20 protein-coding genes and 3 pseudogenes are annotated in these 25208 nt (G+C 36.1%); 15 read left to right on the top strand and 8 right to left on the bottom strand.

Annotated features, from left to right (window positions below):
* The first annotated feature begins 1 nt into the window (after nucleotide 1).
* From OOK85_RS06665 to rsmD, 3 genes are all read left to right on the top strand, one after another.
* Entirely contained in the window at nucleotides 2–3730 is a 3729-nt protein-coding gene (locus tag OOK85_RS06665; protein WP_264702928.1) for a TrbL/VirB6 family protein, read from the top strand.
* A complete protein-coding gene (locus tag OOK85_RS06660) occupies nucleotides 3720–4352 on the top strand; it encodes a WD_0853 family protein (RefSeq protein ID WP_264704217.1) in 633 nt (210 codons plus the stop codon). The genes OOK85_RS06665 and OOK85_RS06660 overlap by 11 nt, the downstream gene beginning before the upstream one ends.
* A gap of 122 nt (nucleotides 4353–4474) precedes the next feature.
* Nucleotides 4475–5023, top strand: coding sequence for a 16S rRNA (guanine(966)-N(2))-methyltransferase RsmD (gene rsmD / locus OOK85_RS06655; RefSeq protein WP_264702926.1), 549 nt, complete (start codon nucleotides 4475–4477; stop codon nucleotides 5021–5023).
* On the opposite strand, the pseudogene OOK85_RS06650 reads toward rsmD, so the two are convergent.
* The 3 genes and pseudogenes from OOK85_RS06650 to OOK85_RS06640 all read right to left on the bottom strand — a co-directional run.
* A pseudogene (locus OOK85_RS06650) lies at nucleotides 5020–5295 on the bottom strand (hypothetical protein); the annotation flags it as partial. The gene rsmD and the pseudogene OOK85_RS06650 sit on opposite strands and share 4 nt — an antisense overlap.
* Nucleotides 5296–5317: 22 nt before the next feature.
* Complete coding sequence (locus OOK85_RS06645) at nucleotides 5318–5908, bottom strand: COQ9 family protein (protein WP_064125504.1); 591 nt, start codon at nucleotides 5906–5908, stop codon at nucleotides 5318–5320.
* Nucleotides 5909–5914: 6 nt separating this feature from the next.
* Entirely contained in the window at nucleotides 5915–7444 is a 1530-nt protein-coding gene (locus OOK85_RS06640; RefSeq protein WP_264702921.1) for a Mur ligase family protein, read from the bottom strand.
* Between the two features lie 85 nt (nucleotides 7445–7529).
* On the opposite strand from OOK85_RS06640, the gene OOK85_RS06635 reads away from it, so the two are divergent.
* The 5 genes from OOK85_RS06635 (at nucleotide 7530) to OOK85_RS06615 (ending at nucleotide 11034) form a co-directional block, all read left to right on the top strand.
* Nucleotides 7530–8282 (top strand): IS5 family transposase, encoded by a 753-nt coding sequence (locus OOK85_RS06635; protein ID WP_264702919.1) that lies wholly within the window; start codon nucleotides 7530–7532, stop codon nucleotides 8280–8282.
* Complete coding sequence (locus tag OOK85_RS06630) at nucleotides 8270–8404, top strand: hypothetical protein (RefSeq protein WP_264702917.1); 135 nt, start codon at nucleotides 8270–8272, stop codon at nucleotides 8402–8404. The genes OOK85_RS06635 and OOK85_RS06630 overlap by 13 nt, the downstream gene beginning before the upstream one ends.
* An 873-nt stretch (nucleotides 8405–9277) precedes the next feature.
* The gene (locus tag OOK85_RS06625; protein WP_182365771.1) at nucleotides 9278–9640 is read left to right on the top strand and encodes a ferredoxin family 2Fe-2S iron-sulfur cluster binding protein; all 363 of its coding nucleotides are present in this window, start codon (nucleotides 9278–9280) and stop codon (nucleotides 9638–9640) included.
* A complete protein-coding gene (locus OOK85_RS06620; protein WP_264702915.1) occupies nucleotides 9633–10673 on the top strand; it encodes a hypothetical protein in 1041 nt (346 codons plus the stop codon). The genes OOK85_RS06625 and OOK85_RS06620 overlap by 8 nt, the downstream gene beginning before the upstream one ends.
* On the top strand, nucleotides 10657–11034 hold the full coding sequence (locus OOK85_RS06615; protein ID WP_065094399.1) for a cytochrome c-type biogenesis protein: 378 nt from the start codon (nucleotides 10657–10659) through the stop codon (nucleotides 11032–11034). Before OOK85_RS06620 ends, OOK85_RS06615 begins: the two co-directional genes overlap by 17 nt.
* 344 nt (nucleotides 11035–11378) lie before the next feature.
* On the opposite strand, the gene OOK85_RS06610 is transcribed toward OOK85_RS06615, so the two are convergent.
* Complete coding sequence (locus tag OOK85_RS06610; protein ID WP_065095234.1) at nucleotides 11379–11597, bottom strand: transposase; 219 nt, start codon at nucleotides 11595–11597, stop codon at nucleotides 11379–11381.
* Nucleotides 11598–11619: 22 nt separating this feature from the next.
* A pseudogene (locus OOK85_RS06605) lies at nucleotides 11620–12476 on the bottom strand (IS982 family transposase).
* Between the two features lie 133 nt (nucleotides 12477–12609).
* Between OOK85_RS06605 and OOK85_RS06600 the strand changes: the two are divergent.
* Nucleotides 12610–12882, top strand: a pseudogene (locus tag OOK85_RS06600) (transposase); the annotation flags it as partial.
* Nucleotides 12883–13276: 394 nt separating this feature from the next.
* Nucleotides 13277–15190: an excinuclease ABC subunit UvrB gene (gene uvrB / locus OOK85_RS06595; protein WP_264702912.1), complete on the top strand. Its 1914-nt coding sequence runs from the start codon at nucleotides 13277–13279 to the stop codon at nucleotides 15188–15190.
* Between the two features lie 196 nt (nucleotides 15191–15386).
* Here uvrB and OOK85_RS06590 read toward each other — a convergent pair whose 3' ends face one another.
* The 3 genes from OOK85_RS06590 to OOK85_RS06580 form a co-directional block, all read right to left on the bottom strand.
* Nucleotides 15387–17741 (bottom strand): hypothetical protein, encoded by a 2355-nt coding sequence (locus OOK85_RS06590; RefSeq protein WP_264702910.1) that lies wholly within the window; start codon nucleotides 17739–17741, stop codon nucleotides 15387–15389.
* Between the two features lie 34 nt (nucleotides 17742–17775).
* On the bottom strand, nucleotides 17776–17970 hold the full coding sequence (locus OOK85_RS06585) for a hypothetical protein (RefSeq protein ID WP_264702908.1): 195 nt from the start codon (nucleotides 17968–17970) through the stop codon (nucleotides 17776–17778).
* Between the two features lie 209 nt (nucleotides 17971–18179).
* On the bottom strand, nucleotides 18180–19484 hold the full coding sequence (locus tag OOK85_RS06580) for a hypothetical protein (RefSeq protein WP_264704216.1): 1305 nt from the start codon (nucleotides 19482–19484) through the stop codon (nucleotides 18180–18182).
* A 414-nt stretch (nucleotides 19485–19898) separates the two neighbouring features.
* Here OOK85_RS06580 and OOK85_RS06575 point away from each other — a divergent pair, with 414 nt between their 5' ends.
* From OOK85_RS06575 to OOK85_RS06555, 5 genes are all read left to right on the top strand, one after another.
* The gene (locus OOK85_RS06575) at nucleotides 19899–20651 is read left to right on the top strand and encodes an IS5 family transposase (protein ID WP_264702906.1); all 753 of its coding nucleotides are present in this window, start codon (nucleotides 19899–19901) and stop codon (nucleotides 20649–20651) included.
* A gap of 241 nt (nucleotides 20652–20892) precedes the next feature.
* Nucleotides 20893–22146, top strand: a complete 1254-nt coding sequence (locus OOK85_RS06570) for a hypothetical protein (RefSeq protein WP_264702904.1) — start codon at nucleotides 20893–20895, stop codon at nucleotides 22144–22146.
* 293 nt (nucleotides 22147–22439) lie between these two features.
* Nucleotides 22440–22637, top strand: a complete 198-nt coding sequence (locus tag OOK85_RS06565; RefSeq protein ID WP_264702902.1) for a hypothetical protein — start codon at nucleotides 22440–22442, stop codon at nucleotides 22635–22637.
* A 33-nt stretch (nucleotides 22638–22670) separates the two neighbouring features.
* The gene (locus tag OOK85_RS06560; RefSeq protein WP_264702900.1) at nucleotides 22671–23489 is read left to right on the top strand and encodes a hypothetical protein; all 819 of its coding nucleotides are present in this window, start codon (nucleotides 22671–22673) and stop codon (nucleotides 23487–23489) included.
* Between the two features lie 75 nt (nucleotides 23490–23564).
* Nucleotides 23565–25202: a hypothetical protein gene (locus OOK85_RS06555; RefSeq protein ID WP_264702898.1), complete on the top strand. Its 1638-nt coding sequence runs from the start codon at nucleotides 23565–23567 to the stop codon at nucleotides 25200–25202.
* The last annotated feature ends 6 nt before the right edge of the window (nucleotides 25203–25208 follow it).

Genomic DNA, 25208 nt, shown 5'->3' with positions numbered 1-25208 from the left:
TATGCAATCACGCTTAGGCAAATGTTGGTTTAGGGTATTACTTCTTGCAGCTTATATGCTGATCACAGGTTGTAGTAAGAATGATATGCCTTTTCCAAGGTGCATATCTGCTGACTATTTTGGTCCTAAACCTATTGCAGTAAGCGCTCATTTTTCAAGCGACCACGATGCGTTTATTCCAGGAGATGGAGAAGTTATTGATCCTGAAACTGGCGAAATTAATTATGGTTTTCACCATAACCAAGTGGTGAAGTGGGAGGATACCGGACTCGAAACCAATGGAGATAGTTTAAAAGTGCGAGTTAATGGTGCATGGACATCTTGGAGTAATAATAACAAGAAGGAATCTAAAAAAGGCAGTTATACCTTACAAAGCTTGGAGCAGTTAAAATATGCAACTAAATTTGAAGGTAAACAAAGTGATAATAGTTTACCTAATTTTCACTTAGTTTGTAATGATTATAAACCTAGCATACAAAAATTTTCAAGTAAGTCTGATACAAGTTGCACTGTAAATTGCAAGTGCATTAATGAAGATGATAGCGCAAATACAGTATCACGTGGTGCTCCATGTTGGTTTACCAATGGTCATGGTGCTTATCTTTTGTTTCAAACGGGGAAAGATGATCCTAACGAAAATCTAAAGTTAATGCGCGATCCTCAATATCCTACTGTACATCTAGGTTATAACTCCACAGCAGAGGGCGACAATGGATTTTTTACTTTAGACAGAGATAACACTAAATTAAAGGACAGAAATTGTAATGAGTTGAAGTTAAAAAAGGGATGGAAAATATATGTAAAAATATTAGATAGATATTACTTAGATAATGTAGGTGGCTACTCTTTTGAGTTCTTAAGTGGAGTGCAGCAGCCAAGTAGTTTTGGGTTTTTTGATTACATTTATAACTATCTAAAATGTGTATTATTGATTAACGAAAATTGCAAAGAACATTTTAATAGCAATGATCCTGCAGTTGCACAAGCTATGTTCGAAAATATAGCTGAAAAAAGTACGAGCTTTCACAATTTTGTTCTTTCCTTGCTTGTTCTATTTGTAATGATTTCATCGCTTCTTTATCTTTTTGGCATGATACGAGAAACTAAGCATGATATGCTCATCAGAATGATGAAAATCACTCTAGTAATAGTGCTTATATCTCCTGGAAGTTTTAGATTTTTCTATGATCATTTTCTTGTTTTATTCGTTAAAGGTCTTGAACACTTGATAAGTGTAATTACTAACTTTGCTCCCAACATGAACACCGGAAGTATTGCTCAAGGAGATGAAGCTAAGTTGTTTAGCTTCATGGAGGACATGTTCAATAAATTTTTTGCTTATTCTGTTTGGAAAAAGTTTGCAGCGTTTTTACATTACCAAATGTGGGCAAGCCTTCTTATGATACCGGCAATTTTCATAGGGATTGTGCTATACTTCTTGTTGTGCTTGTATGCTTACATAATATTTCTCTCTGGCTTTATGGGTATAGCTTTTCTTATAGCTATCATGCCACTGTTCCTGATCTCTATTTTATTTTCACCGCTGAAAAGTCTATTTGAAGGTTGGATAAAATTCTGCATCAGTTTTTGTTTACAATCGATTATGATATTTACTCTCTTGTCATTGTTGGCTTCAATGATAATGAACACCTTTTATAGACAACTAGGTTTTACTGTATGCTACAATAAATGGTTCGAGGTAAAGTTATGTGCTCCAAAATGGGTGTTTGGCGGTTTTTGTATCGTTGATAAGCAGTACTTTGGTTGGACCCCAGGGCAAATTTTTGTACCTTACACTCTTGGAGAAGCTTCTTCTTTTAACATAGATAAAAGTATAGAAGGTATAGAAAAGATAAGCAGAGAAGGTGGTACAATAAAATTTACTGGAGGCGCTGGATATATCCCGCTTCCACCGGATTACCCTAAAGATAAAAATGGTGAACATATAAAAGGGTTTCGTTATATAGATTATCCTTTCTTTAATCCAATGCCTGGAACTAAAGATAATCCAGCAGACCACTATATTGCAGAAAGTGATATGGTAGTTAGTAATGGCTGCAGTGCAAAAGATCTAGTACGCTTAACAAATAGTTTATCCCATGCATCAGAGAGGGCTGACATTATATTACTGATCAACAATATAGAGAAAAGGATAGGTGATGTTAGTGAAATAATAAAACGCTACTGTCAAGATATAAATAAATGCAATAGTTATAGGGAAATAATTAATGAAATAAGATCTTTAGTGCGGAGTGCGGTAGAAAAAGAAGGTTGTAGAATACTGAAACTTCATGATTTATATAAGGATCCCAACAGTGAATACTGTCAGAAATGTAAAGATTGTGAGGATTGCAAAAATTATCAAGAAAATAGCGATTACCAAAGGGTGCAAGACATACAGAGAGGTTATTTAATCAATGCAGGAGAGATCTTTGTACTATTCTTGCTTTCATTTTTAATGTTCTCCTTACGCACGTTCGTACAACAAATGGGCTCAAGTATCGCTGGTGGTGGATTCAGCGTTTACAATATATCTAGTATGTATCAGGCATCGCCTTTGACTGGCATAATGGAAGGATTCAAACAGCAGTGGCAAAATTTTGCTGGTAGAGGACTTGAGTCTTTAGGCAGTTGGGCTACTCATTTACCGGATAGATTAGCCGGAGGTGCAGCTAATCTGCTGGGGAGAGTACCAAGAGTTGGAGGAGTGCTGAAATACGCTATTGATGTGCCACGTAAATTTGTAGGTGCTACTATTGAAGCAACAAAATTTGCAACATCACCTAAAAATGATGTTGATAAACTTGAGGAAAAGATCTACAGGGCATTTGGAGTTGATAAAGAAGATGTTGTGCATAGAAGAATTGATAGATATTTAGAATATTACAAAGGGTATGTAGGATCACATTTGGGCTATACAATAGAAGATGCTATGAAATTTACTTGGGAGCATGGCCTTGACTCTATAGGAAAGCATGGCTATGATCATAACCTACTCTATAGAGCAAAAGAATATAGGCGAGATTTCTTAGAGAAGCTTCATGATTACACTATCGGCCGTAAGAGAGAACCAGAAAAAGACAATCCTGATCAATCAAATAAGGTAGAACGAGAGTTAGGCACGGAACTAGTAAGAGATAACCATGATCAGCCACTAGAAGAAGGCGACCCTCTTCGACTACGAGGGGGAGGTCAGCCAGATAAGGTAGTACGAGAACTAAGCACAGAACAAGAAGACAAGCCTAATCAACTACAGCATGATCAGCCAACAGAAGAAGATAAGCCTGATCAATCAAATGAAGTGACACGAAATTTAGGCACGGAACCAAAAGGCCCAGATGAAATTGATGATTTTGGATCTGCTTTTGAAGGTATGGAAAAACGTGCTGAAAGAGAAGGCAGAAGAAGTCAAAATAAAGTTTACAACCTCTCACCACTTTTTCAAATGAACACTCCAGAAGCTGTAGAAAAACGTGCTGAAAGAGCTAGAAGAAAAGAAGAAAGAGATCGAAAAGACGAAGTTTATAATCTTAAGCCTTTATTTAAAGAACCAAAAAATCCAGAAGAGTACGTTAAGGCACTTTTTGAAATGAATACCCAGGAAGCTATAAAAAAACGTGCTGAAAGAGAGGAAAAAAGAAATCGAGAAGACAGTAAAAGGAAATTACCGGAACCAATGAGGAAACCAGATGCAAAAGGAGATGAGAAGAGGATTGAAGATGAAGACTAATAAAAATTTCAAAGGCCTTGATTATTATAAATTGCAGCAAGACAAAGATGGCAACATAAAGTTAAATGACTACGACGACATTTTAAATGCGCGTAGGGCAAGGGTAGACTTGTTGCGGGATAACACATCACTTGACAAGGATGTCAATTTTGCTAAATTGAATAAAGCTTTGAGTGAGAAATTTGTAGATAATCATGGTTTATTGTCTGAATTTGATAAGGAAGACAAAGAGATTGCACAAGAAAGGCTTAAGATGTCTAATATTTTAGACAATCTTGATAATCTTGCAAACATTAAAAGTGAAGAGCTATTAGAGGTTAGTTTATTGCTATCAGACCTTAGCTTCATAGAGAGAAATGTTGTACTAAATACCGATCAGAATTCTGATCTAGCAGGATTTAAAAACCTATTTATTGAAAAAAAAGCATCTGGTGAAGAGTATAGTGAAGAAGAATGTAGAGGCTTTCTTGATAATATAGATAAAATCAATACTATAATTAAGTTAGAGTTAGAAAGCAGAATTGAAGGGCTAAATCATGATGAAAAAAATGATCATGATGATTTACAAGATGAGATTGGTCAAGCAATTAATGCAGCAGGCAAATCAGAAAAAGATAACTGATGAGTCTTGTGTTTGTGTTTTTCTTACAAGCGACTCGATAGCTTCTCTCTATTAAACTGCTAAAGCCATATTGACATTAATCATATAGTATAAATAATTAATTATTTTGGAGCTTATTTAATATGCTACGCATCATTGCAGGCAAATATCGCGGAAGAAAAATAACTACAGGTAAGCATTTAGCTGCACGGCCAACTATGAGTATTGTCCGAGAAGCAATATTTAATATGCTTTCCTCAAGAAAACCTATTTATAACTTGAATGTACTTGATTTATTCTGTGGTAGTGGTTCTTTTTCATTTGAAGCGCTTTCTCGCGGCGCTAAACATGCATTTATGGTAGATTCAGATTATTACAATTTGCAATTGCCTAAAAAAACAGCAGAAGATTTTGGAATTACGGACAATGTTACGCTAATTTGCTGCAGTGCTAGCTGCTTACCACAACCTATTTCAAAATGTGACATAGTTTTTATAGACCCACCTTACAATAGCAATCTAGTTGAATCAACGTTGAATGGACTAGCTAACTCAGGCTGGTTAAGTGATGATGCATTGATAATTCTAGAGATCAAAAAAAATGAAGATTTTCAATGCAACGAAAATTTTAGCGTAATTTTGGAACGTGTTTACGGTATAGCAAGAATAATTTTTCTTTCTCTATTAACTTAAACTTGCATATACTTTTCATTGATGAGTTCCAGTTCTATTTTCGTCAAGTTTCCGGAGAAATTACTTATTCTGTACTGCCCTAGATCAAAATTTTTATTAAATTCAGAGTCTATTAAATATTCATGTGCTTCTTCAATAAATTTATTTTCTTTTTCTTCGTAACTGGTGTATTTTGTTGTACCATTATTATCCTCACGATAAACTAAATGTTCTTTATGATCAGCATGAATATTTTTATTTTCACAAACCTTTTCAGGATCGTGCTCAAGTACTTTTCTACCAACAATCAATAGCTTATAAGAAATTTCCTATGATTCCTTTTAAGCGAGTTTTGAATTTTTGAAATGTCATGACATTGTTGATACGGTTATCAAGAAACGATAAAGTATCCACAAAATCTTCTGAATAATCATTGATAAAAAAAAGTATCGTACTTAAGTACACTCCAGCTAATATTGCTCTTTTTGTATAGTAGTTAAAATCTGTTGATTGGTCATAAATGCCATACCAAATCGCACTAACAGTTCTGTATAAAAGTTTACTAGAAAAATATGTATTTTTTGGTGATACAGAGAATAATAAAACATTTTTTAAAAGTTCTCTATAATTTGGTAGCTTAGCGTAATTTGAAAGGCGTATTTGAATGGCTAACTTTACTCGCTCTCGCACTTTCATATCTTCTAAATTAGAATTCCTTAGTTCAGCTTCCATTGAGCTATTTAAGTCCTCTGCTATGTGCTCCAAAGCGCTATATATTCCATTCTGAAATTTGCAAAAGCTATTAGCTAGATTAAGGTCAGTGCACACCTTTAATAGGGTTTCATCGCTTATCCCTTCAAATGGAATAACCCTAATTAGCTTATCTATTATTAACTTTTGTTCCACGCAACATCATACTAAACAGCATGTGTGATTGTACCTGAGATTTTCAAACATTCTACAAAATGCTTCACCACGTTCCTCGAAATTTTTCCATTGATCAAAAGAAGCACACGCGGGAGAAAGTAATATTGTTACTTCTTCTGAGCTATTTAAGGCCTCTTCAAAAGCCAATCTGAATGCATCTTCTAGATTGCAACATTTAACATAATCTACTTTATTCTCCATAACATTTGCAAAAGCTTCGGTTGATTCTCCAATAAGAAAAGCTTTTCTAACCCTTGTAAAATGCTTGCTTAATGATTCTATTCCACCTTTTTTGCTTCTTCCACCAACGATCCAATTTATGTTTTCATAAGATAAGATCGCCTTTTCGCTCGATTTTGCATTAGTTGCTTTGCTATCGTTCACGAAAAACACATTTCTTATTTTGCCAAGCAGTTCATTCCTATGCCTCAGTCCTGAAAAGGACTTGATTCCATTGATAATAGTGTTGCTATCTACTCCAAGTACCTTACATACGGCATATGTGGCTGCTATGTTTTCTGCGTTGGATATTAGGTTTATTTTCACGTCGCTTACTGATAAGCTATGATTCTCTAGTTTTAACGAGATCTTCTGGATCCCAGTGCCCCTTTTGTCATCCAAGTAGCTGACACTGGGATCCAGATAATTTCGATCTATACCAGTAATCTGTTCACTATAATCAAGCAAATTGTTACCTGCCAATGATATTAGATCTCTTGCACCACCCTCTGTCATCTGAGTAGTTGGCAATGGTTTTTCTTTTCTGGATTCCAGCGTCACGCGCTGGAATGACATCGGGGAATATGTTACTGAGATTGGAATTTTGTCTCCAGTGAATTTGTTGAATATATCAGCAGTAATCTCATTGTCACATCCTATTACGGCAACCTCACTACCGTTTATCAGTTTTAATTTAGTTGCTATGTAGTTCTCCATACTTCCATGCCTATCTATGTGATCTGGTGTAATATTGAGCAGTGCTGAAATGTCCACGTTAATTTCATTCATCAACTCCAATTGAAAAGAGGAGAGTTCGATTACATAAATTTCTGCATCTCTTTCTAGATCCAAAACAGGAACGCCTAAATTTCCACCAATAGCTACTTTTTTCCCTGCAGATTTTAATATGTGCCCTATTAGTGATGTAGTGGTTGATTTACCATTTGTTCCTGTGACGCCTATTACCTTCTGGTTCGTAGTTTTAGCTTCAAGAAATAGCTCAATGTCTGATTTTATTTTGCAATCAAATCTCCTTGCAAGTTTTACTATCCAATGTGGCTCTGTTGGCACTCCAGGGGTTAAAACCAATGCACTGATCTCATGCCAATTGTATTCCTTGGGATGAATAAAATTACATTTTTTATACATCATTTTTGCATTTGCTATTTGCTCTTCATGATCATCCCATGCATATATTCTTGCACCACTCTTTGTTAGAGCGTTAATGGCGGATAAACCAGTTTTACCAAGACCAAAAACCGCGACGTTTTGATTTTTGTATTTGTTTAGTTGCACTGCTAGGCTCTGTGGACAAAAAATATGAAAAGAGAGAAAAAGATGGTAGTTTAGCCTAATAGGTAAAAAATGGAGAAACTACCATATGCAATATTACATCAAAGAGGAAAATTGGAAACAAATTTTAGAGTTCATAAAAAGCGTAAAAGGAATGCACAGCAAAGATGAAAAACGTTTAAGAATATTCATAGAGGCAGTGTGGTACATAGTGCGAAGTGGTTGCCAATGGAGACTTTTACCAAAAACTTATGGTAATTACAGGAGTATACATAAGCGATTTAAAAGATGGTGTGAAAGAGATGTCTGGAAAAAATTGCTTGAATATACTAAACAAGAGCCTGATTTAGAAGTTGCTATAATCGACGGTACGATCATCCGAGGCCATCCATGTTCATCTGGATATACAAAAAACTCCAAGGATCAAGAAGCTTTAGGGAGGAGCAAAGGTGGCTTTACAACTAAAATACATGCGATTGTCGATGCACTTGGAAATCCACTTAAATTTACTCTGACTCCTGGTCAAAGAAATGAAATTACGCAGGCACAAGTGTTGACCGAAAGTATCTATAACTCTACTGTAGTAGCTGACAAGGGCTACGATAGCAATGCCTTTGTTACAAGTCTTGAAGACAAGGGATGTACAGTAGTTATTCCGCCAAAACGGAATCGAAAAGTGCAAAGGTATTACGATGAGCATATCTACAAAGAACGTCATTTGATTGAGTGTTTTTTTGGTAAAATTAAAAATTTTAGGCGCATTTTTTCCAGATTTGATAAAACTGCTGAGGTTTTTATGGGTTTTCTCAATTTTGTTGGAGCTCTTATATGGCTTCTCTAAAATTTTGTCCACAGAGCCTAGATAACTTATGCGAGCCATTTTATAAAGATATCGTACAAATTACAACAGACTTCTTTCGTAGGTTACAACTGTCATTCAATAGAAACAAAAAACTTCCTTGACAAACTCTGCCAGTCCCCTTATCATGAAACTGAAGCTATTTATTTATCTTCGCAATCTGTGCAGGTTAATGACAAAAAACTTAGGGTATTTGGCGTCTCATGTTTAATTTTTCGCACTACGTGCATCGCATGTCTTTAAAAATTTTTAGGTTTTTACCTATATAAGCCGAAACGCGCTTACAAAGCGTTTAAGACAGCAAAAAACGTCAAATTGACAAGGGAGAATTTGAATGCTAGCTACTACGGGGTTTCTTTGCCTTTTTTCCTGCTTGGTAAATTTCTTAAATATTAAAGCTAAGGTTAGTTGCATTTAAAAGCAGCTAAATTGCAGCGTTTAAGACTTAAAAAACGCCAATACTGAAAATAGACAATGACTAGGGTTTCTTTTGCCTTTTTTTCATTTGGTAAATTTCTTAATGTTTGTAGCTAAAGCAACTTAAGAGACCGAAAATGGTCAGTGCTCCTTTTTTTGTCATCCCAGTGCTCCTATGATGTCATTCCAGTGCTTGACACTGGAATCCAGTTTTCCATATAATCTCATTGAAAATGTTGTAACCACTTTCTGTGCTAGTTTGCTTGCTTACAAGCAAACTTTCCTGGATCCCAGTGTCAAGCACTGGGATGACGAGAAAGGAGCACTGGGATGACATCATAGAGGCGCTGCCATCATAAAGGAACCAGTGTCAGCTACTTGGATGACAGGAGAAGGCACTAGCCTGACAACCGTCATCCCGCTGCTTGTTAGCGGGATCTATGCTAAAGGAGATACTTGGATAACAAGAAATATAGGCACTGGAATTGCAAAGAGTTTGCAAATATTGGTTATTACCTGTAGGATATAGAGAAATTAGTAAGGATTTTAATAGGGATAATATGCCATCTGTTACTTTTATTTTACCTGATGGGAGTAAGAAAAGCTATGAAGCTGCAGAGGGAGAAACTCTGCTCAATTTAGCCCACAGAAGTGATCCAGATCTGCTTGAAGGTGCATGTGAAGGTTCTCTTGCTTGCTCTACATGCCACGTGATTGTTGATCCAGAATTTTATGATGCTGTAGAAACACATAACCCCATATCTGATGAGGAAAATGATATGTTAGACCTAGCTTTCGGCTTAACAGAGACGTCGAGGCTTGGATGCCAAATAAAAATCACAAAAGATATCGACGGCTTGTGTGTAACCATACCAAGGGGTACAAGAAATATATCATTGGATAAACAGGGGAATCATGCGTAAGATTTTTATCTATATTATCATCTCTTTACTTTTGTTTATTCCTGTAGCGTATAGTGGTTTTTGGTATTTTTCTGCATGTAAGGTAAAAAATCTTTTAGCTGAAACAATACTATACATTAACGACGAAAAGTTCGATATTTCACATGATTTTAGTGGATTTCCTTCTAACCTAATTTTCCGTGTGACAAACCCAAAACTTTCCAATGAGCAATTGACTATTTCATCCGAGGCTTTACTGATAAAAAACAGATTATTCGATAAATCAGTATATATTTATACACCAAGTAATGAAGTTGATATTGCTGTTCATGGTGATGAGAAAAAGAATATAAAATGCCACACAAACGATAGCAGCCACTTTGTTGTTAGACTAAACGATTTACCATCTTCACTGCGATTCAACAAAAATAGTACCGTGATAGACTATATAGATACACTTCGTTACGAAGATTATGGATTAAAATGTGATGTTTTAGAAAATCAGCAAAGTGTTATAACTGAAGTGAATGATAAAAGCAATTACATTCAATTTTACCTCGATAAAGAACCAAGTGGAAATACTAAACTAGGATTTGATTTTTATACTTATCGGTATAAAAATACTGCAAGTCCTGAAAGTTACCTTAGTATCGACACTAAATTTGATTACGAATTTGTAAACCACATCTCAGCTTCCAGAATTAATTTCAACATAGAGAAATTTTTAATTCAAAGTAATAATTTTTCTCTTGCTGCAGATGGTGGAGTGCAAAATTATAATTTGGTTACGTCTTCATTTAAAGACAAAATTAACGTGGCTATATCAAATTATAAAGAATTAATCTCGTTTATGATTGGTGACTCAAAAACTTCAGATGCGTTCGAAAAATTAGTATCTTTCTTATCAGAAAAAACAACTGATGACGGCATTCAATTTTCAATAAAGTACGATGATGATGTAGGGTCAAGCTTTATTGGAAAGTTATCCACTACTGATTTTATGAACCAACTCAGTAAAATAACCCAATTAACCAAGGATGAGAGCAGTAGTTAGTTTACTTTTCATATTGATATTTCACTCAGGTGTAAACGCTTTTACTCTGGATAATAAACTCAGAGATAAAAGCATGGAAAAACGAGCAACAAGTTTATTTGAAATAATAAGGTGTCCAATATGTTCTGGCGAATCATTGTCTGAATCTGGATCTCAGATCGCGTATGATATGCGAGGAGCAATTCGTAAAAAAATCAATGATGGATACACTGATGAAGAGATAATCTCAGAGTTAAAAAATTCTTACGGCAATTCAATTATAATCGTACCACCTAGCACTTACATTTTGTGGTTTATTCCACTTACAACTCTGCTTATTGGGTGTTTTTTAATACAAAGATACATCAATACAACCACTTAAACCTTTTATATATAGCTAAAGTGACTTAGGTTCTCTAATTGCACATAAGTCAACAATAATTTTCACACAAATCAAAACAGCATATCTTCTCCATAATCCTTGGTAATTTTACATAAGTTAAAAGTAGCATATGGTTCTCTCCGCGGTCTGAGATGACAATAAATTTGTCAAGCCGCATTATACTTGTTAGGCGGAAGTGGACGGCAACATATTTACCACGAAGTCTAACTAAGTTCTTGCTTGTCCCTTCCATCGGCATTGCTATCTTTATTTTCAATAAAATTATTGTCCTATGCTCTTTTGATGTTTATTGATAATAAAATTCTGTTTTATCAACCAACATCCTATGCATAATTACAGCTAATTTTCTTGCTACTGCTACAATTGCTTTTTTCATTCCTTTTTTCTTCGCAACCCCAGTTTTTTAATTTAAATGTCCTCTTGGTAACTGTAAGCATTGTTTGTGCAGCTTCATATAACATACTTCTACATTCCGCTGGTCCCATCTTTGATATGCTGCCATGCCGATCAACTTCTCCAGAAGAATATTGCCTTGGTGTCAACCCTATATACCCCAGTTGCGGATTAGCCAACGAAGTAAAGCTTAGAAATGCAGGGCTTTTTCGGCTGCATGGAATATGAAACAAGCGTAGAAAAAATGTGTACCAAAAAATTTATCGGTGATCTATGGCGAGTATGCTCAATCTCAAATTTGTTTTTCAGAGAGCCAAAAACTGTCTCAATAATCGATCTTTTTCTTAACAAAATCTTCTCATTTAGCGCCATTAATGAGTTTTTCATACCCTTTTTTATACTGGTTACAAGCTTTAACCCTCTATCGAATAATTCGTGAAAAAGATCTTTTTTGATATATCCTTTATCTCCAAACAATAATCCAGTCAATTTCTTAGTTAAATTTGGCACAGGTATCAACGTTGCCTTTTATCACCGTAACCCCTTGAATTTCGCCAGTTTCATTGATTACTAGATGTACCGAAAAACCACCCATAAGTAGTCTTTCCAATCTTTGCCAACCCTTTGAAAACTTTGTTTCTCGAGGTCCTTTTTGGATGGCAAACAGCGATAGATGTTGCATCTATGTACGAAATCCCTGTCACTTTTGACTGTTCGCAAAACCATTGCATTAAGAGCGCTAAATACCATAAAACCCGCGATTTTAGCCTGATAAACCTACTATAGGATGGCAATTTTGGAAACGCTGATTCGTATAATAATTTCAAATAATGCACATAGAAAATTTTAAAATTGTCGCACTTGGATTGGTGATATAGCAATATTATGGTAAAAATCTCTGAATGCGTAATCTCTGGCGTCCTGGTTGGTTTTTTGCCACTTGGTAGAAGTTTTTCTGCAAAATTTTCACCGACTGTATTGCAAAAATCATCGACTATACAAAAGATTTCTGTTACTTTCTCTTTCATTGGTAACCTTCTATTTTAGGAATGAATATCAAATACCTCGGAGTTTAACCTATTTCCTTACCTTTTCTATTTTTTCTAATTTACAACTGGGGTTAGCAGTGCTGTGAGAATGGTTGAAAGCGCAAAAGAAAACCTCTCGGAAGTTAAAAATATACTGGTTGATGCAGGTTATACAGGAGAAAATTTTGCAACTCAAATAAAAACGATTATTGGAGCAACTGTAGAAGTAATAAAACGAAGTGAATTACATTCCTTTGCTGTATTGTCACAAAGATGGGTTGTAGAGCGATCTTTCGCTTGGTTAGAAAAATGCAGACGATTGTGGAAAAATTGCGAGCGAAAACTTAACACTAGCCTACAAATGGTCGTTCTTTCCTTCATTTCTCTTCTATTGAGAAGATTTTAAACAGGTTCTAAATCTTTATTTTAAAAATGTCATATTGACCACCGGTACCTGAAAATACTATTCCAATTGATCAGAGCTATCCATTTCCTTAATTTTTGTAACGTTGTCATAGGAGTACTATAATTTAGTATCAACTATGTTTTATTGTTTTTGCATCTAAAAAAATTTAGCTTATTCAAGCAGCATTTTGCCTTTTTTTGGATGTAGGGATTTTTTAGGAATTGTCTTCTTGAATTCTATGGTATTTTGTTTAGCATTGAAACAAGATTCCAGTGTCAGCTACTTGCATGACATTGTTGGTTAATGTTTTATGGCTTTATGATAGCTATACAACTTATCTTAAAAGCAATATAGTGTTTACTATACAATGAATCAAAGATAGTAAGTAAAGTCTATGGAATTTCAAATCGCTACACATTTTCAACCGGCTGGGGATCAACCACAGGCAATCGATAGCTTAATTGCAGGGCTAAATAGCAATAAAAGAGATCAGGTTTTGCTTGGAGTTACTGGTTCTGGGAAAACTTTTACTATGGCAAATGTTATTGCAAGGACAAACAGGCCTGCATTAATTATGGCACACAATAAAACTTTAGCAGCACAGCTTTATGAGGAAATGAAAGGATTGTTTCCCCATAATGCTGTTGAATACTTCATTTCTTATTATGATTATTATCAACCTGAAGCCTATTTACCACAAACTGATACTTATATCGAAAAAGATTCTGCAATTAACGAAAGAATTGAGATGCTGCGTTATTCCACCGTCTGCTCCCTTTTGGAGCGCAGGGATACGATCGTAGTTGCCAGTGTTTCCTGCATATACGGTCTTGGTTCGCCTGAGAGCTACCGCAGCATGATCATACCGCTTAGTGTTGGAAATAAAATTCGTATTAATGATTTCCTGAGCAACTTAACTGATCTTCAATACAAGCGCTCTGATGCCAGGTTTGAGAGAGGATATTTCAGAGTGCGCGGCGATATTATTGATATATTTCCTTCCCATTATGAAAATAAAGCTTGGCGTTTATCGTTATTTGGCGATGAAATAGAAGAAATTTTTGAAGTTGATGCTATAACGGGCAATGTTACCAAAGGCGTAAATAAAATCACCATTTTTCCAAATAGCTATTACATAACCCCGCGTGAGGCTTTGTTGCAGGCAATTGAACTAGTCAAAAAAGAGCTGCATGAACGCTTGGATTATTACTACTCGCAAAACAAGATTGTTGAAGCAAAGCGCCTCGAGCAACGCACTAATTTTGATATCGAAATGATGAGAACAACAGGAATATGTAAAGGTATTGAAAATTATTCGCGGTATCTCTATGGAATGGAAGCTGGGGATCCACCGCCTACTTTGTTTGAATATTTACCCAAAGACGTAATTTTATTTGTTGATGAGAGTCATGTCACCGTTCCTCAGGTTGGTGCAATGTACAGTGGTAATGAGGCGCGTAAAAAGAAATTGATTGACTATGGCTTCAGGCTCCCTTCCGCTTTTGATAATCGTCCATTAAAATTTGAAGAGTGGGAGGAAGTTAGGCCGCAGACTATTTACATTTCAGCCACTCCCGGAAAGTATGAGTTGGCAAAGACCAATAATGTATTTATAGAGCAAGTTATCCGTCCAACAGGGCTTACAGACCCAATCTGCATTGTGAAACCAATAGAGAGTCAAATTGATGATGTAATTCATGAGGCACAAGTGACGATCAGGAAGGGATTTTGTGTTTTAATCACTACATTGACGAAAAAGATGGCTGAAAATTTAGCTGAATATATGAGTGAGTTAAATATGAGAGTGAGTTATTTGCATTCTGATATTGCTGCGCTGGAGAGAATAGAAATTATATACAAATTGAGATCTAAAGAAATCGATGTTTTAGTAGGTGTTAACTTGCTGAGGGAAGGTCTTGATATTCCAGAGTGTGGGTTGGTTGCAATTTTGGATGCTGATAAAGAAGGATTTTTGCGATCGGAAACTTCATTAATTCAAACGATCGGTCGTGCTGCGCGTAATGCTGAAGGTAGAGTAATTTTGTATGCAGATAAAATCACTGGTTCTCTGGATCGTGCGTTAAAAGAGACTGAAAGAAGAAGAAAAAAACAAGAAGAACATAATATATTGCACAATATTATCCCAAAGACTATAATAAAACCTATATCAAACACCTTACAGGAGAGGGCAATAGCAGAACCGAAAGTAAATACTAATAAGAATGATTTGAGAAAGCAAATGATAGAGCATGCTGAAAATTTAGAATTTGAAGAAGCAGCAAGAATAAAAAAATTATTGCAAGGTTAAGTAATATATGATGCTATGGGCATAGTATAAAAATGTAAATAATTTTATTGATATCTTTATATTAATACTTTTTAAATATTTAGTACCGTGCAATATCTGCAATGGACAAGAAAAACTCACACCAGTGCTTTCAGGATCAGAGACTTTGGCCCTAACCCTAATAAACCATTTAGGTGGTTAAGATATATCTAAAAACCTAAATTCGTTTCCCCCAAGTTTCTCGCGTATGCTCTACAGTACGACACTCTTTAACCTCTGAAGAGACACTTTCCTTATGTGGCAAAGCAGGAGAAGCAGGTAATCCTGAAGAATAACCACTATCTCTTTCAGAACTAGAGTTATCAGGTAATTGTGCTTTTGTAAGTCGCAATAACTGTGATTCTTTACCCTCACATAGAGATCTGCTTAGCTCCCTTTTCCCCTCAGGAGTATGCGTCAAATATAAAAGCCGCTCCTTCCCAGGGGAGAAAGAGTTGGAGTTTAGCTTCTCCTTCATCTCAGGAGAAAGAACTTTGCATAGTTCCTCCCTCTGATCAGGATCAAGACGTTGTTGCCACTCTGATCCACCTTCATGCGTAGGAGAAGTCACTTCTGAGGGTGGATTACTTTTTGCTTTTATTCTAGTTGGGAATGAAAAAAATGGCTTAGACACAGATGATTTTTCAGTTACATGATACACAAGATCACTTTTACTTGAACACATCGTATCACGCTCTACGCTACGTCGCTTAAAAGGCGATAACTTTGCTAGTATCGGCATTCCTTTTTTACAGAACAAACCACCCCCATGTTTCTCCGGAGATTCACTTTCTTTTGACTTTGGTTCAGAACACTCATCACGACTTTTTTGATCACTTTTACCAATAACTTTCTGTTCTTTATGTCCCTCATTACAAATGTTCTCCGTATCTTTTGGAGAATCTTCAGAAACCCCAAGATTTAAGGATATTGAATTATCCCATGCTATAGGAAAAGGAATCGATGGTGGTCTATATCTCACTTGCTGACCCTGAATCTCTATTAGCATACTTTCATAAGCACTTTCCGATAATGAAAGTTCTCTAAGCGTCGACGGTTGTGACATTAACGGTGTCCGTCTATATCTGCTCGTGTATGACCTGCGTGGCATATCGTCCGTTTGCTGAGAAGAAGTACTAGCCTGACCTATCTCCCCCTCAGGCACCAACTGAGACATCCTCCCTGTTTCTTCCTCTCTTTCTGACCCTCGCCTGGAAGACCTTCCTAATTCTTCACCCTGACTCTGCGTGGGAAACTCCTGTGTCGGTGATGACAATTCAGTTAAGCCAGAACTTGGACCACCACTTGAAGAACCAGAATCCTTAGGTTTCGGAGGTGACTCACCAATACCACTATCTATGCTTCTTCTTTGGTTGGGCGGTGTTCTTAGTCCACTCGGGCCTGCATGTGTAGGAGAATTGAATGGTGATTGCGCAGGCGACAATGCTCGCACAAGCTCAGGATCAATGGACAGTTCATGCCTTGCATTGATTAAAGAGTTTTCTATGATTTTATTCAGCACACAATAAGAAATATCTTCATCATAAAAGTCTATTCCATATATTCCTCCATTACCAGATACTGGTAGATGTTTTGATGAAGTACAATCTTCAATATTATTTAACACAACCATACCAAATACATTATTAATATAGTCCACTTCTTTCTTACTTAAAAACTCATAATATTCAATATTAGAAATAACTTTCATAGCAGCAGGTACAAGGACTGAGTTCTCACCGCTGCCTGTATAAGAAGTATGAAATATAAAATCAACCGGTATACCTATTTCATAAAGCAAATCAATTATTGGAAATTTTAGACTCTCAACAACCTCATCCTCGCTACTTGGAACCTCAAAATCGCGACATATCAAAGATGCTTTGTCTTTTACTATGTTCTTAATAAACTCAACATTATCAAAAATGCTTTTTTTTATGTATACACGATTATCAATTATTTCCAAGTAGTCCATTGGAGCATTTCCGTATCCTATAATTTTCGATGACAATAAATTAATAAAGCGTACTTTTAGTTTCCAATCATTAAAACGCCTACAATATAGATAAAATTCCCTGTCAAAGCTTATATGATCCGTATGTTCTGCCGCATATTCTACACCAAAGTTTTTTCCTATATCCTCTGCTATGTCTTTTGCAACTCCATTAGCTAGCAAACACTTCAAATTAAAGATTACACCTCGATCTATTGGTACTAAAAACCTATACCCTCTTCTACTATCTTTATCCAGTTGTTTTTTATTAAATTTGAAAGGGAAAAAACTTGTATCAAAAGACATACCAGCAGTACTTTCACTTCTGCAAAATGTTTCTACTATTCTTTCCTTCATGTTGTGCAAGTACTTCATGCATTGACCAGCGTCCATACTTTTATCAAATGAGATAACAATATAATCTTTCTTGTATAAACCTCGACGTACATTTTGTACGGTAAGATTAGTAATAGCAACTTCATTATGACAAAGATTAATATTAAATGCTCTTACTAACTCTTGATTTATTTTACTAGGCATAACACCCCCTATTTAAATTATCATAAACTTGCTATTACTTACCACTTTTGCCACTACCTTGACTACTAGACTGATTTTGTTTTTTTTCTTCCTCTTTACGTCTAATTCTCTCTCTAAAGTCATCAACTCTTCTTGGATCTATAGCATCCGCTCTAACTCTTCCTCCTCCCGGAGCAGTATTATCACCATATTTTCGTTTTTCATAACCTGAACCTTTATTACTATCCATATTATCCCCCAGTAAAAATATTATGTAGTTAATGTACTAAAAATAAAATTAAGTGCAAGCACTTTTTTATATTTTTTTTCAAAAAATTTTATTCACTCTTTTTCATAAAATCCAAATTTCGAGATTCCAGTGTCACGCGCTACCCTTCCTTGTCATCCCAGTGCCCAGACACTGGGATCCAGTGTTCTTTATCACATAAGTAGCTAACACTAACTTCTCGATGATGTATTGCCATTTCCTCTTGCTGCACGTTCCTCAAATACGTCAGTAAATTTTGACTTAGGGTTTTCTTGAGCGTTATTCACAGAACCTTCATGTTCAGCACTAGCATTAGACTTACCACTAGTGCCTAATGAAGCTTGCTCTTGCCAATCACCAATTGGATAATTGTGTACAGGAGGTTTACCTCGTGCTTCTCTTCTTGATTTCCTGTTACTTATTTTAAACTCTTCATTTCCTTTTGATTGATTTGTCCCTTCTACAGACTGCCCTGTAGGTTTCGGTGGACACACCTCTTTCTTCGGTTCCTCAGGTCTTGCTTTCTTCTCTTCTTCCACTTTTGGTTTTGTTTCCTCGCGGTTCTCATTGTTTATAACCTCCTTAAATATAGGAGGCATTATAGGTTTTGGCAAAAGATCAAGATCTGGTTTGCTCAGAGGAGTTGGCCTTGGAGATCCAGATGAAAAATCAAAAAGGGAAACTGGCACTTTAGGCTTTTCTCTTTCATCTACCTTGATTTCTACGTCTTTACGAACTTCTTTAGTTGCTTCTAATGATGTTTTTTCTGCTTTTTTATCTTCTTTTTCTGTAGATGCCTCTACCGCAGCCGCCAACTCAACTCCAAACATCTCTGCGAACATTGTAACAATCCATCCGACAACGGCCATTTGTAACCTGAGTTTCAGATCTTGCAATGCAGTTAATCTTTCTAACGCCCTTGCAAACTCTTCTTCTGACAACTCACCACTGCCTAATTTCTCCTGCAATTCTTTTATCTCTTTGTCCAACCTCTGATTGAAACTTAAATCGCGTGCAAAAATCTTCTTGATTAACTCCTTAAGCTTGTCACGCGTAAATTTAATTATCGAAAGAAGCCAATTTTTTTCTTTCTTCTCCTTGAGCATTTGGTAGATTTTCGGATCATCTACATTTACTTCAAAAAGGTTGAAGAGAGGTTCAAAGAAACTCCAGAAATCTCCCAGTGGTTTTTCACAATTGAAGTAATCTTCATCATCACCTTTTCCGATATGTAGCTCTGCTTGAGATGATATTTCATCGATACAGCTAGAGGCCTGACGCTCACACTCGAGCCTCCTGAGCAAATCTTGTCTGGTGAGCTCCTCTACGGCTGCTTTTAGTTCATTTAACTTCTGCTCTGCAGAGAAATCTTGCTCCCTGATTTTTCCTTGGAAGATCGAGCTACCGTTTCCGTTATTATCTGAAAAATTTTCCATTATTTTTGTCCCCTCAATAAAATTACTATCTTTATTGTTACCTGAAAAACTTTCCACCATTTTTACTCCCTTCATAAAACTTAATTCTACAGTACTAAATATTTAAGAACTATTAATGTAAAGATGTCAATAAAATTACTTACATTTTTACACTATATATATTATATCATGTGCTATTTAACCTTTCAATAATATTTTTTATTTTTACTGCTTCTTCAAACTCTTTCTTCAAACTCTAGCATGCACTTTTCTTAAATTATCCTTATTAATATTTGCTTTTGCCTCTATCGTCACTTTTTCTTGTAAAGTATTTGATATAGATTTTATTATACTCTTTGGCATAACATTTGCAACATACTTTATCTATAAATGGAAATTATTATACTTGCAGCTAGGCTCTGTGGACAAAAAATATGAAAAGAGAGAAAAAGATGGTAGTTTAGTCTAATAGGTAAAAAATGGAGAAACTACCATATGCAATATTACATCAAAGAGGAAAATTGGAAACAAATTTTAGAGTTCATAAAAAGCGTAAAAGGAATGCACAGCAAAGATGAAAAACGTTTAAGAATATTCATAGAGGCAGTGTGGTACATAGTGCGAAGTGGTTGCCAATGGAGACTTTTACCAAAAACTTATGGTAATTACAGGAGTATACATAAGCGATTTAAAAGATGGTGTGAAAGAGATGTCTGGAAAAAATTGCTTGAATATACTAAACAAGAGCCTGATTTAGAAGTTGCTATAATCGACGGTACGATCATCCGAGGCCATCCATGTTCATCTGGATATACAAAAAACTCCAAGGATCAAGAAGCTTTAGGGAGGAGCAAAGGTGGCTTTACAACTAAAATACATGCGCTTGTCGATGCACTTGGAAATCCACTTAAATTTACTCTGACTCCTGGTCAAAGAAATAAAATTACGCAGGCACAAGTGTTGACCGAAAGTATCTATAACTCTACTGTAGTAGCTGACAAGGGCTACGATAGCAATGCCTTTGTTACAAGTCTTGAAGACAAGGGATGTACAGTAGTTATTCCGCCAAAACGGAATCGAAAAGTGCAAAGGTATTACGATGAGCATATCTACAAAGAACGTCATTTGATTGAGTGTTTTTTTGGTAAAATTAAAAATTTTAGGCGCATTTTTTCCAGATTTGATAAAACTGCTGAGGTTTTTATGGGTTTTCTCAATTTTGTTGGAGCTCTTGTATGGCTTCTCTAAAATTTTGTCCACAGAGCCTAGACACAATTTGAAATAATTTACACTATAAAGTTAAGGAACGAGATCCCAGTGTCACGCACTGGGATGACAGCAGTCCTACGTCATACCGCGATTCATTCGCGGTATAGATTCCGCTAACAAGTAGCGGAATGACGAATTTTTGTTTTTCAAATTATCGTAAGTCACTTTAGCTATATCAGAGCAATAGAGGCAGTGCGTAGAGGAGCTCACCAGACAAGATTTGCTCAGGAGGCTCGAGTGTGAGCGTCAGGCCTCTAGCTGTATCGATGAAATATCATCTCAAGCAGAGCTACATATCGGAAAAGGTGATGATGAAGATTACTTCAATTGTGAAAAACCACTGGGAGATTTCTGGAGTTTCTTTGAACCTCTCTTCAACCTTTTTGAAGTAAATGTAGATGATCCGAAAATCTACCAAATGCTCAAGGAGAAGAAAGAAAAAAATTGGCTTCTTTCGATAATTAAATTTATGCGTGACAAGCTTAAGGAGTTAATCAAGAAGATTTTTGCACGCGATTTAAGTTTCAATCAGAGGTTGGACAAAGAGATAAAAGAATTGCAGGAGAAATTAGGCAGTGGTGAGTTGTCAGAAGAAGAGTTTGCAAGGGCGTTAGAAAGATTAACTGCATTGCAAGATCTGAAACTCAGGTTACAAATGGCCGTTGTCGGATGGATTGTTACAATGTTCGCAGAGATGTTTGGAGTTGAGTTGGCGGCTGCGGTAGAAGCATCTACAGAAAAAGAAGATAAAAAAGCAGAAAAAACATCATTAAAGGAAGAAGCAATTAAAGAAGTTCATAAAGATATAGAAATCAAGGTAGATGAAAGAGAAAAGCCTAAAGTGCCAGTTTTCCTTTTTGACGTTTCACCAGGATTTGTAAGGCCAGTCCCTCTGAGCAAACCAGATCTTGATCTTTTGTCGAATTCTCTGAAAGATCGAGTGCCTTTTGTGCAAACACATGATAGAGGTAAGGAGGATATTGAGAATTTGCCAAAACAAGAAGTAAATAAAGAAGATAAAAAAGCGAAGCCTGAGGAACCGAAGAAAGAGGTGTGTCCACAGAAAACTGTGGAGGAGAAGCCTGTGGCAAGTGGAATAAAATTTGATTTTGGTACAGCAAGGCATGTTAGTTTCGAAAAAAGGGATACGAATACTAGTGTTAATGGAAGAAGAACCACGTCTACCAATAAATGTGGTACTACTAACGATTTTAATGAAAAGGAACTCAAGCCTACTAATGAGCAAAAATTTGATGGGAAAGAATCCAAGTCTACTGATGAGCATAAAACAAATGACCCTTTTGCTAAACTTAGAGAAAAAGTTGCTCAAAGAAAGGAATTTGCTGATAATGAAAAGTCTAGTGCTGGTCAGCATAGTGTTGCAAGTGATGCTAAAGAAAATCCTAAGTCAAAATTTACTGATGTACTTGAGGAACCTGCAGCAAGAGGAAATGGTAATACACCATTGAGATAGCTAGTGTTAGCTACTTGTGTGATAAAGAACACTGGATCCCAGTGTCTGGGCACTGGGATGACACCCTTCTTAGTTGGGATGACATTCTATGTTAGAATGGCTACTAAGGCGACAAGAAAAGGTCTCTTTTTGGTACCTCTTTCTTGTCATCCCAGCGCGTGACGCTGGAATCTAGAAACTAGAGTTATGAAAAAAGAGTGAATAAAAATTTTTAAAAAAAAATATAAAAAAGTGCTTGCACTTAATTTTATTTTTAGTATATTAGTTACATAATATTTTTACTGGAGGGTAATATGCCAAATGATAATGATAAAAAAAGCAAATCAGGACCTCAACCTGATGGTTCGTGGATTCCAAGTGAAAGGTTGGAATGGATTGGTCCTGATAAGTATAAAAACTACGAGCGGCAACGTGAAAGCAGTAAGCCTAATACACAACTGGGTAGTAGTAGTGCTACTAGTGCCGGTAGTAGTAAAGATAAAAGCAAGTAGTGTTGTTTCTTAACAATTTTAATAGAGGTAGTTATGGATATAAAAGAGCTGGTTAATGCGTTTAATTTAAATAATTATGCTTCTGATAAGATCAATACTAATTTTACTGTGGAAGGTAAAAAGATTGTTGGCTTATTTGTTAGTAATACTAATGCAAAAGAATATCTGCGAGGAGTAGGAGAGGAGATAATAAAGCGGCACTACAGTGGTGGAAGTGAGGTAGCACGTAAATATTATAACTTAAACTATTTTCCGTTTGTAAATAGTGGGAAGGAAAAAGATATAGACGAAAATGTAAAGAAAGTGGAGCTTACAGATTCTACAAATAATGAAGTAATTCGTAACTTGAAGGTTCATTTTGCTAATGAGTTTAAGAGGGCTGTGGAAGCAAAAGTGGTTGCACGTCTACAAGAAGAAGTAGAGATATCTGAGGAAGAAGCATATGAATGGGTCAATAGAACTGTTGGAACGGGAGCAATAGGCATGCCTTATTTGTACTGTATTGCTTTTAGCGATGAATACCTTAAGAGGAGATATGATTCAGAGACTTTTGAATTACTTAAAGAGGAGTATATTAAAGAGTTTAACTCAAGGTTAAAAAACTGTGGCCTTAAGAGCTCAGACTTTTATGAATATAAGAATGATATGTTGTATATTAAAAACATTGGCGATAAGGTAGTCAGGAGTGTAGCAGAATATGTTAGAGAGCGAGTAGCGCTTGATTTTAGAACTCCAGGCACAGAAGATTCTAAAGTTGAGAATTTTAAGGATGTTCTTGGCAATTTTATTTTTGAACAGATAAGGAAATCAATTAACGCTTATGATATTTTTACAGGCGAAAAGAAAATATAGAACGGTGAAAGTTTTGTTCTTATACCTTTAACAGAAAGATATAGTGGTCAGCTTGAATTTTTAAAGCGTAAGGATGTGTACAAAATTAATATAGAATATAAAAATCTTATGAGTGATATCAGAGGCAAGACAGCAGATCCAGATATTAACAGTTGTGAAAACCCAATTTACGCTTTCTCTAATAAAGGAATTGCTCAGTTACTTCCTAAAATTATGGAGTCTGCAATTACATATAATAAAGAAAACAAACGTTTTGAATTTGCAGTTGATCCTGGAAATTTTAGGAGACGTGATTCGATAAGAGGTAGTCAATCCTCCTCAACAGTAACTTCTCCTACACGTACAAATAGTGCAGAGTCATCACAACTGCAATCACCACTCGATTCTCCTACACCTCCAGAACCACCAAGAACACCGCCTGAACAAACTGGACGTAGGTTTTTTGAATCTAGAGGAGACAGCGATAGTGGTCTTGGTGATTCACCTCCACAACCTAAGGATTCTGTTGCACATTCTCCAAGTGGTGTTCCAAGATCATTGTTTGAGCAACCACAGGCACAGAGGTCTCCCATGCAAAGTCGTGGTGAAGGGTTAGAGAGGCCTCCCAGGCAAGGATCAGAAAGAGAGGGAGGAAAAGGGGGGCTGTTTCAGGTGGTGCTGGAGGAAATAGATCCAAGTCAATCCACTTGTGATCAATCACAGCTATCTTTAGGTGCTTATGAAAGTATGCTAATAGAGATTCGGGGTCAGCAAGTGAGATATAGACCACCATCGATTCCTTTTCCTACAGCATGGGATGATTCAATATTCTTAAATCTTGGGGTTTCTGAAGATTCTCCAAAAGATACGGAGAACATTTGTAATGAGGGACATAAAGAACAGAAAGTTATTGGTAAAAGTGATCAAAAAAGTCGTGATGAGTGTTCTGAACCAAAGTCAAAAGAAAGTGAATCTCCGGAGAAACATGGGGGTGGTTTGTTCTGTAAAAAAGGAATGCCGATACTAGCAAAGTTATCGCCTTTTAAGCGACGTAGCGTAGAGCGTGATACGATGTGTTCAAGTAAAAGTGATCTTGTGTATCATGTAACTGAAAAATCATCTGTGTCTAAGCCATTTTTTTCATTCCCAACTAGAATAAAAGCAAAAAGTAATCCACCCTCAGAAGTGACTTCTCCTACGCATGAAGGTGGATCAGAGTGGCAACAACGTCTTGATCCTGATCAGAGGGAGGAACTATGCAAAGTTCTTTCTCCTGAGATGAAGGAGAAGCTAAACTCCGGCTTTTTTCTTCCTAGGTACGAGAAGTTACTACACTTACTTTATGTTGATAGTGAGACACTGCGTTCACTTCTTTCTACTTCTGAGAGAGCAGAGCAAGTGTGCTCAGTTCTTCCTCCTGAGAAGGGGAAGCAACTACACTCAGATTTACCTTTTAAGACAAAAAAAGGCTTACTTTTTAAATTCTTTGATGATGAACAAGAAATTAGTCGTAACGTTTCTACAAGTTCTGCAGATAGTGGTTGTTATTCAGGATCGTCTTCACAAAAATCGACTAGTGATACTGGAAGTGATAAAGATAAACTAGAAGCTAGTGGTGGGTTTTCGCAGAGTGGTAGGTTGTCGGTCTCATCGAGCCCCAGTTCTAAGTCGGTCTCCTCTGTTATAAAAAAAGTCAGAGTTGGTAGTCTTTTCTCTCTTGAGGCAGGTAAGTAATTTAGG

It is taken from the genome of Wolbachia endosymbiont (group A) of Volucella inflata, from assembly GCF_947250665.1.
GTDB lineage: Bacteria > Pseudomonadota > Alphaproteobacteria > Rickettsiales > Anaplasmataceae > Wolbachia > Wolbachia pipientis.
This window is presented reverse-complemented; position numbering and strand designations above follow the sequence as displayed.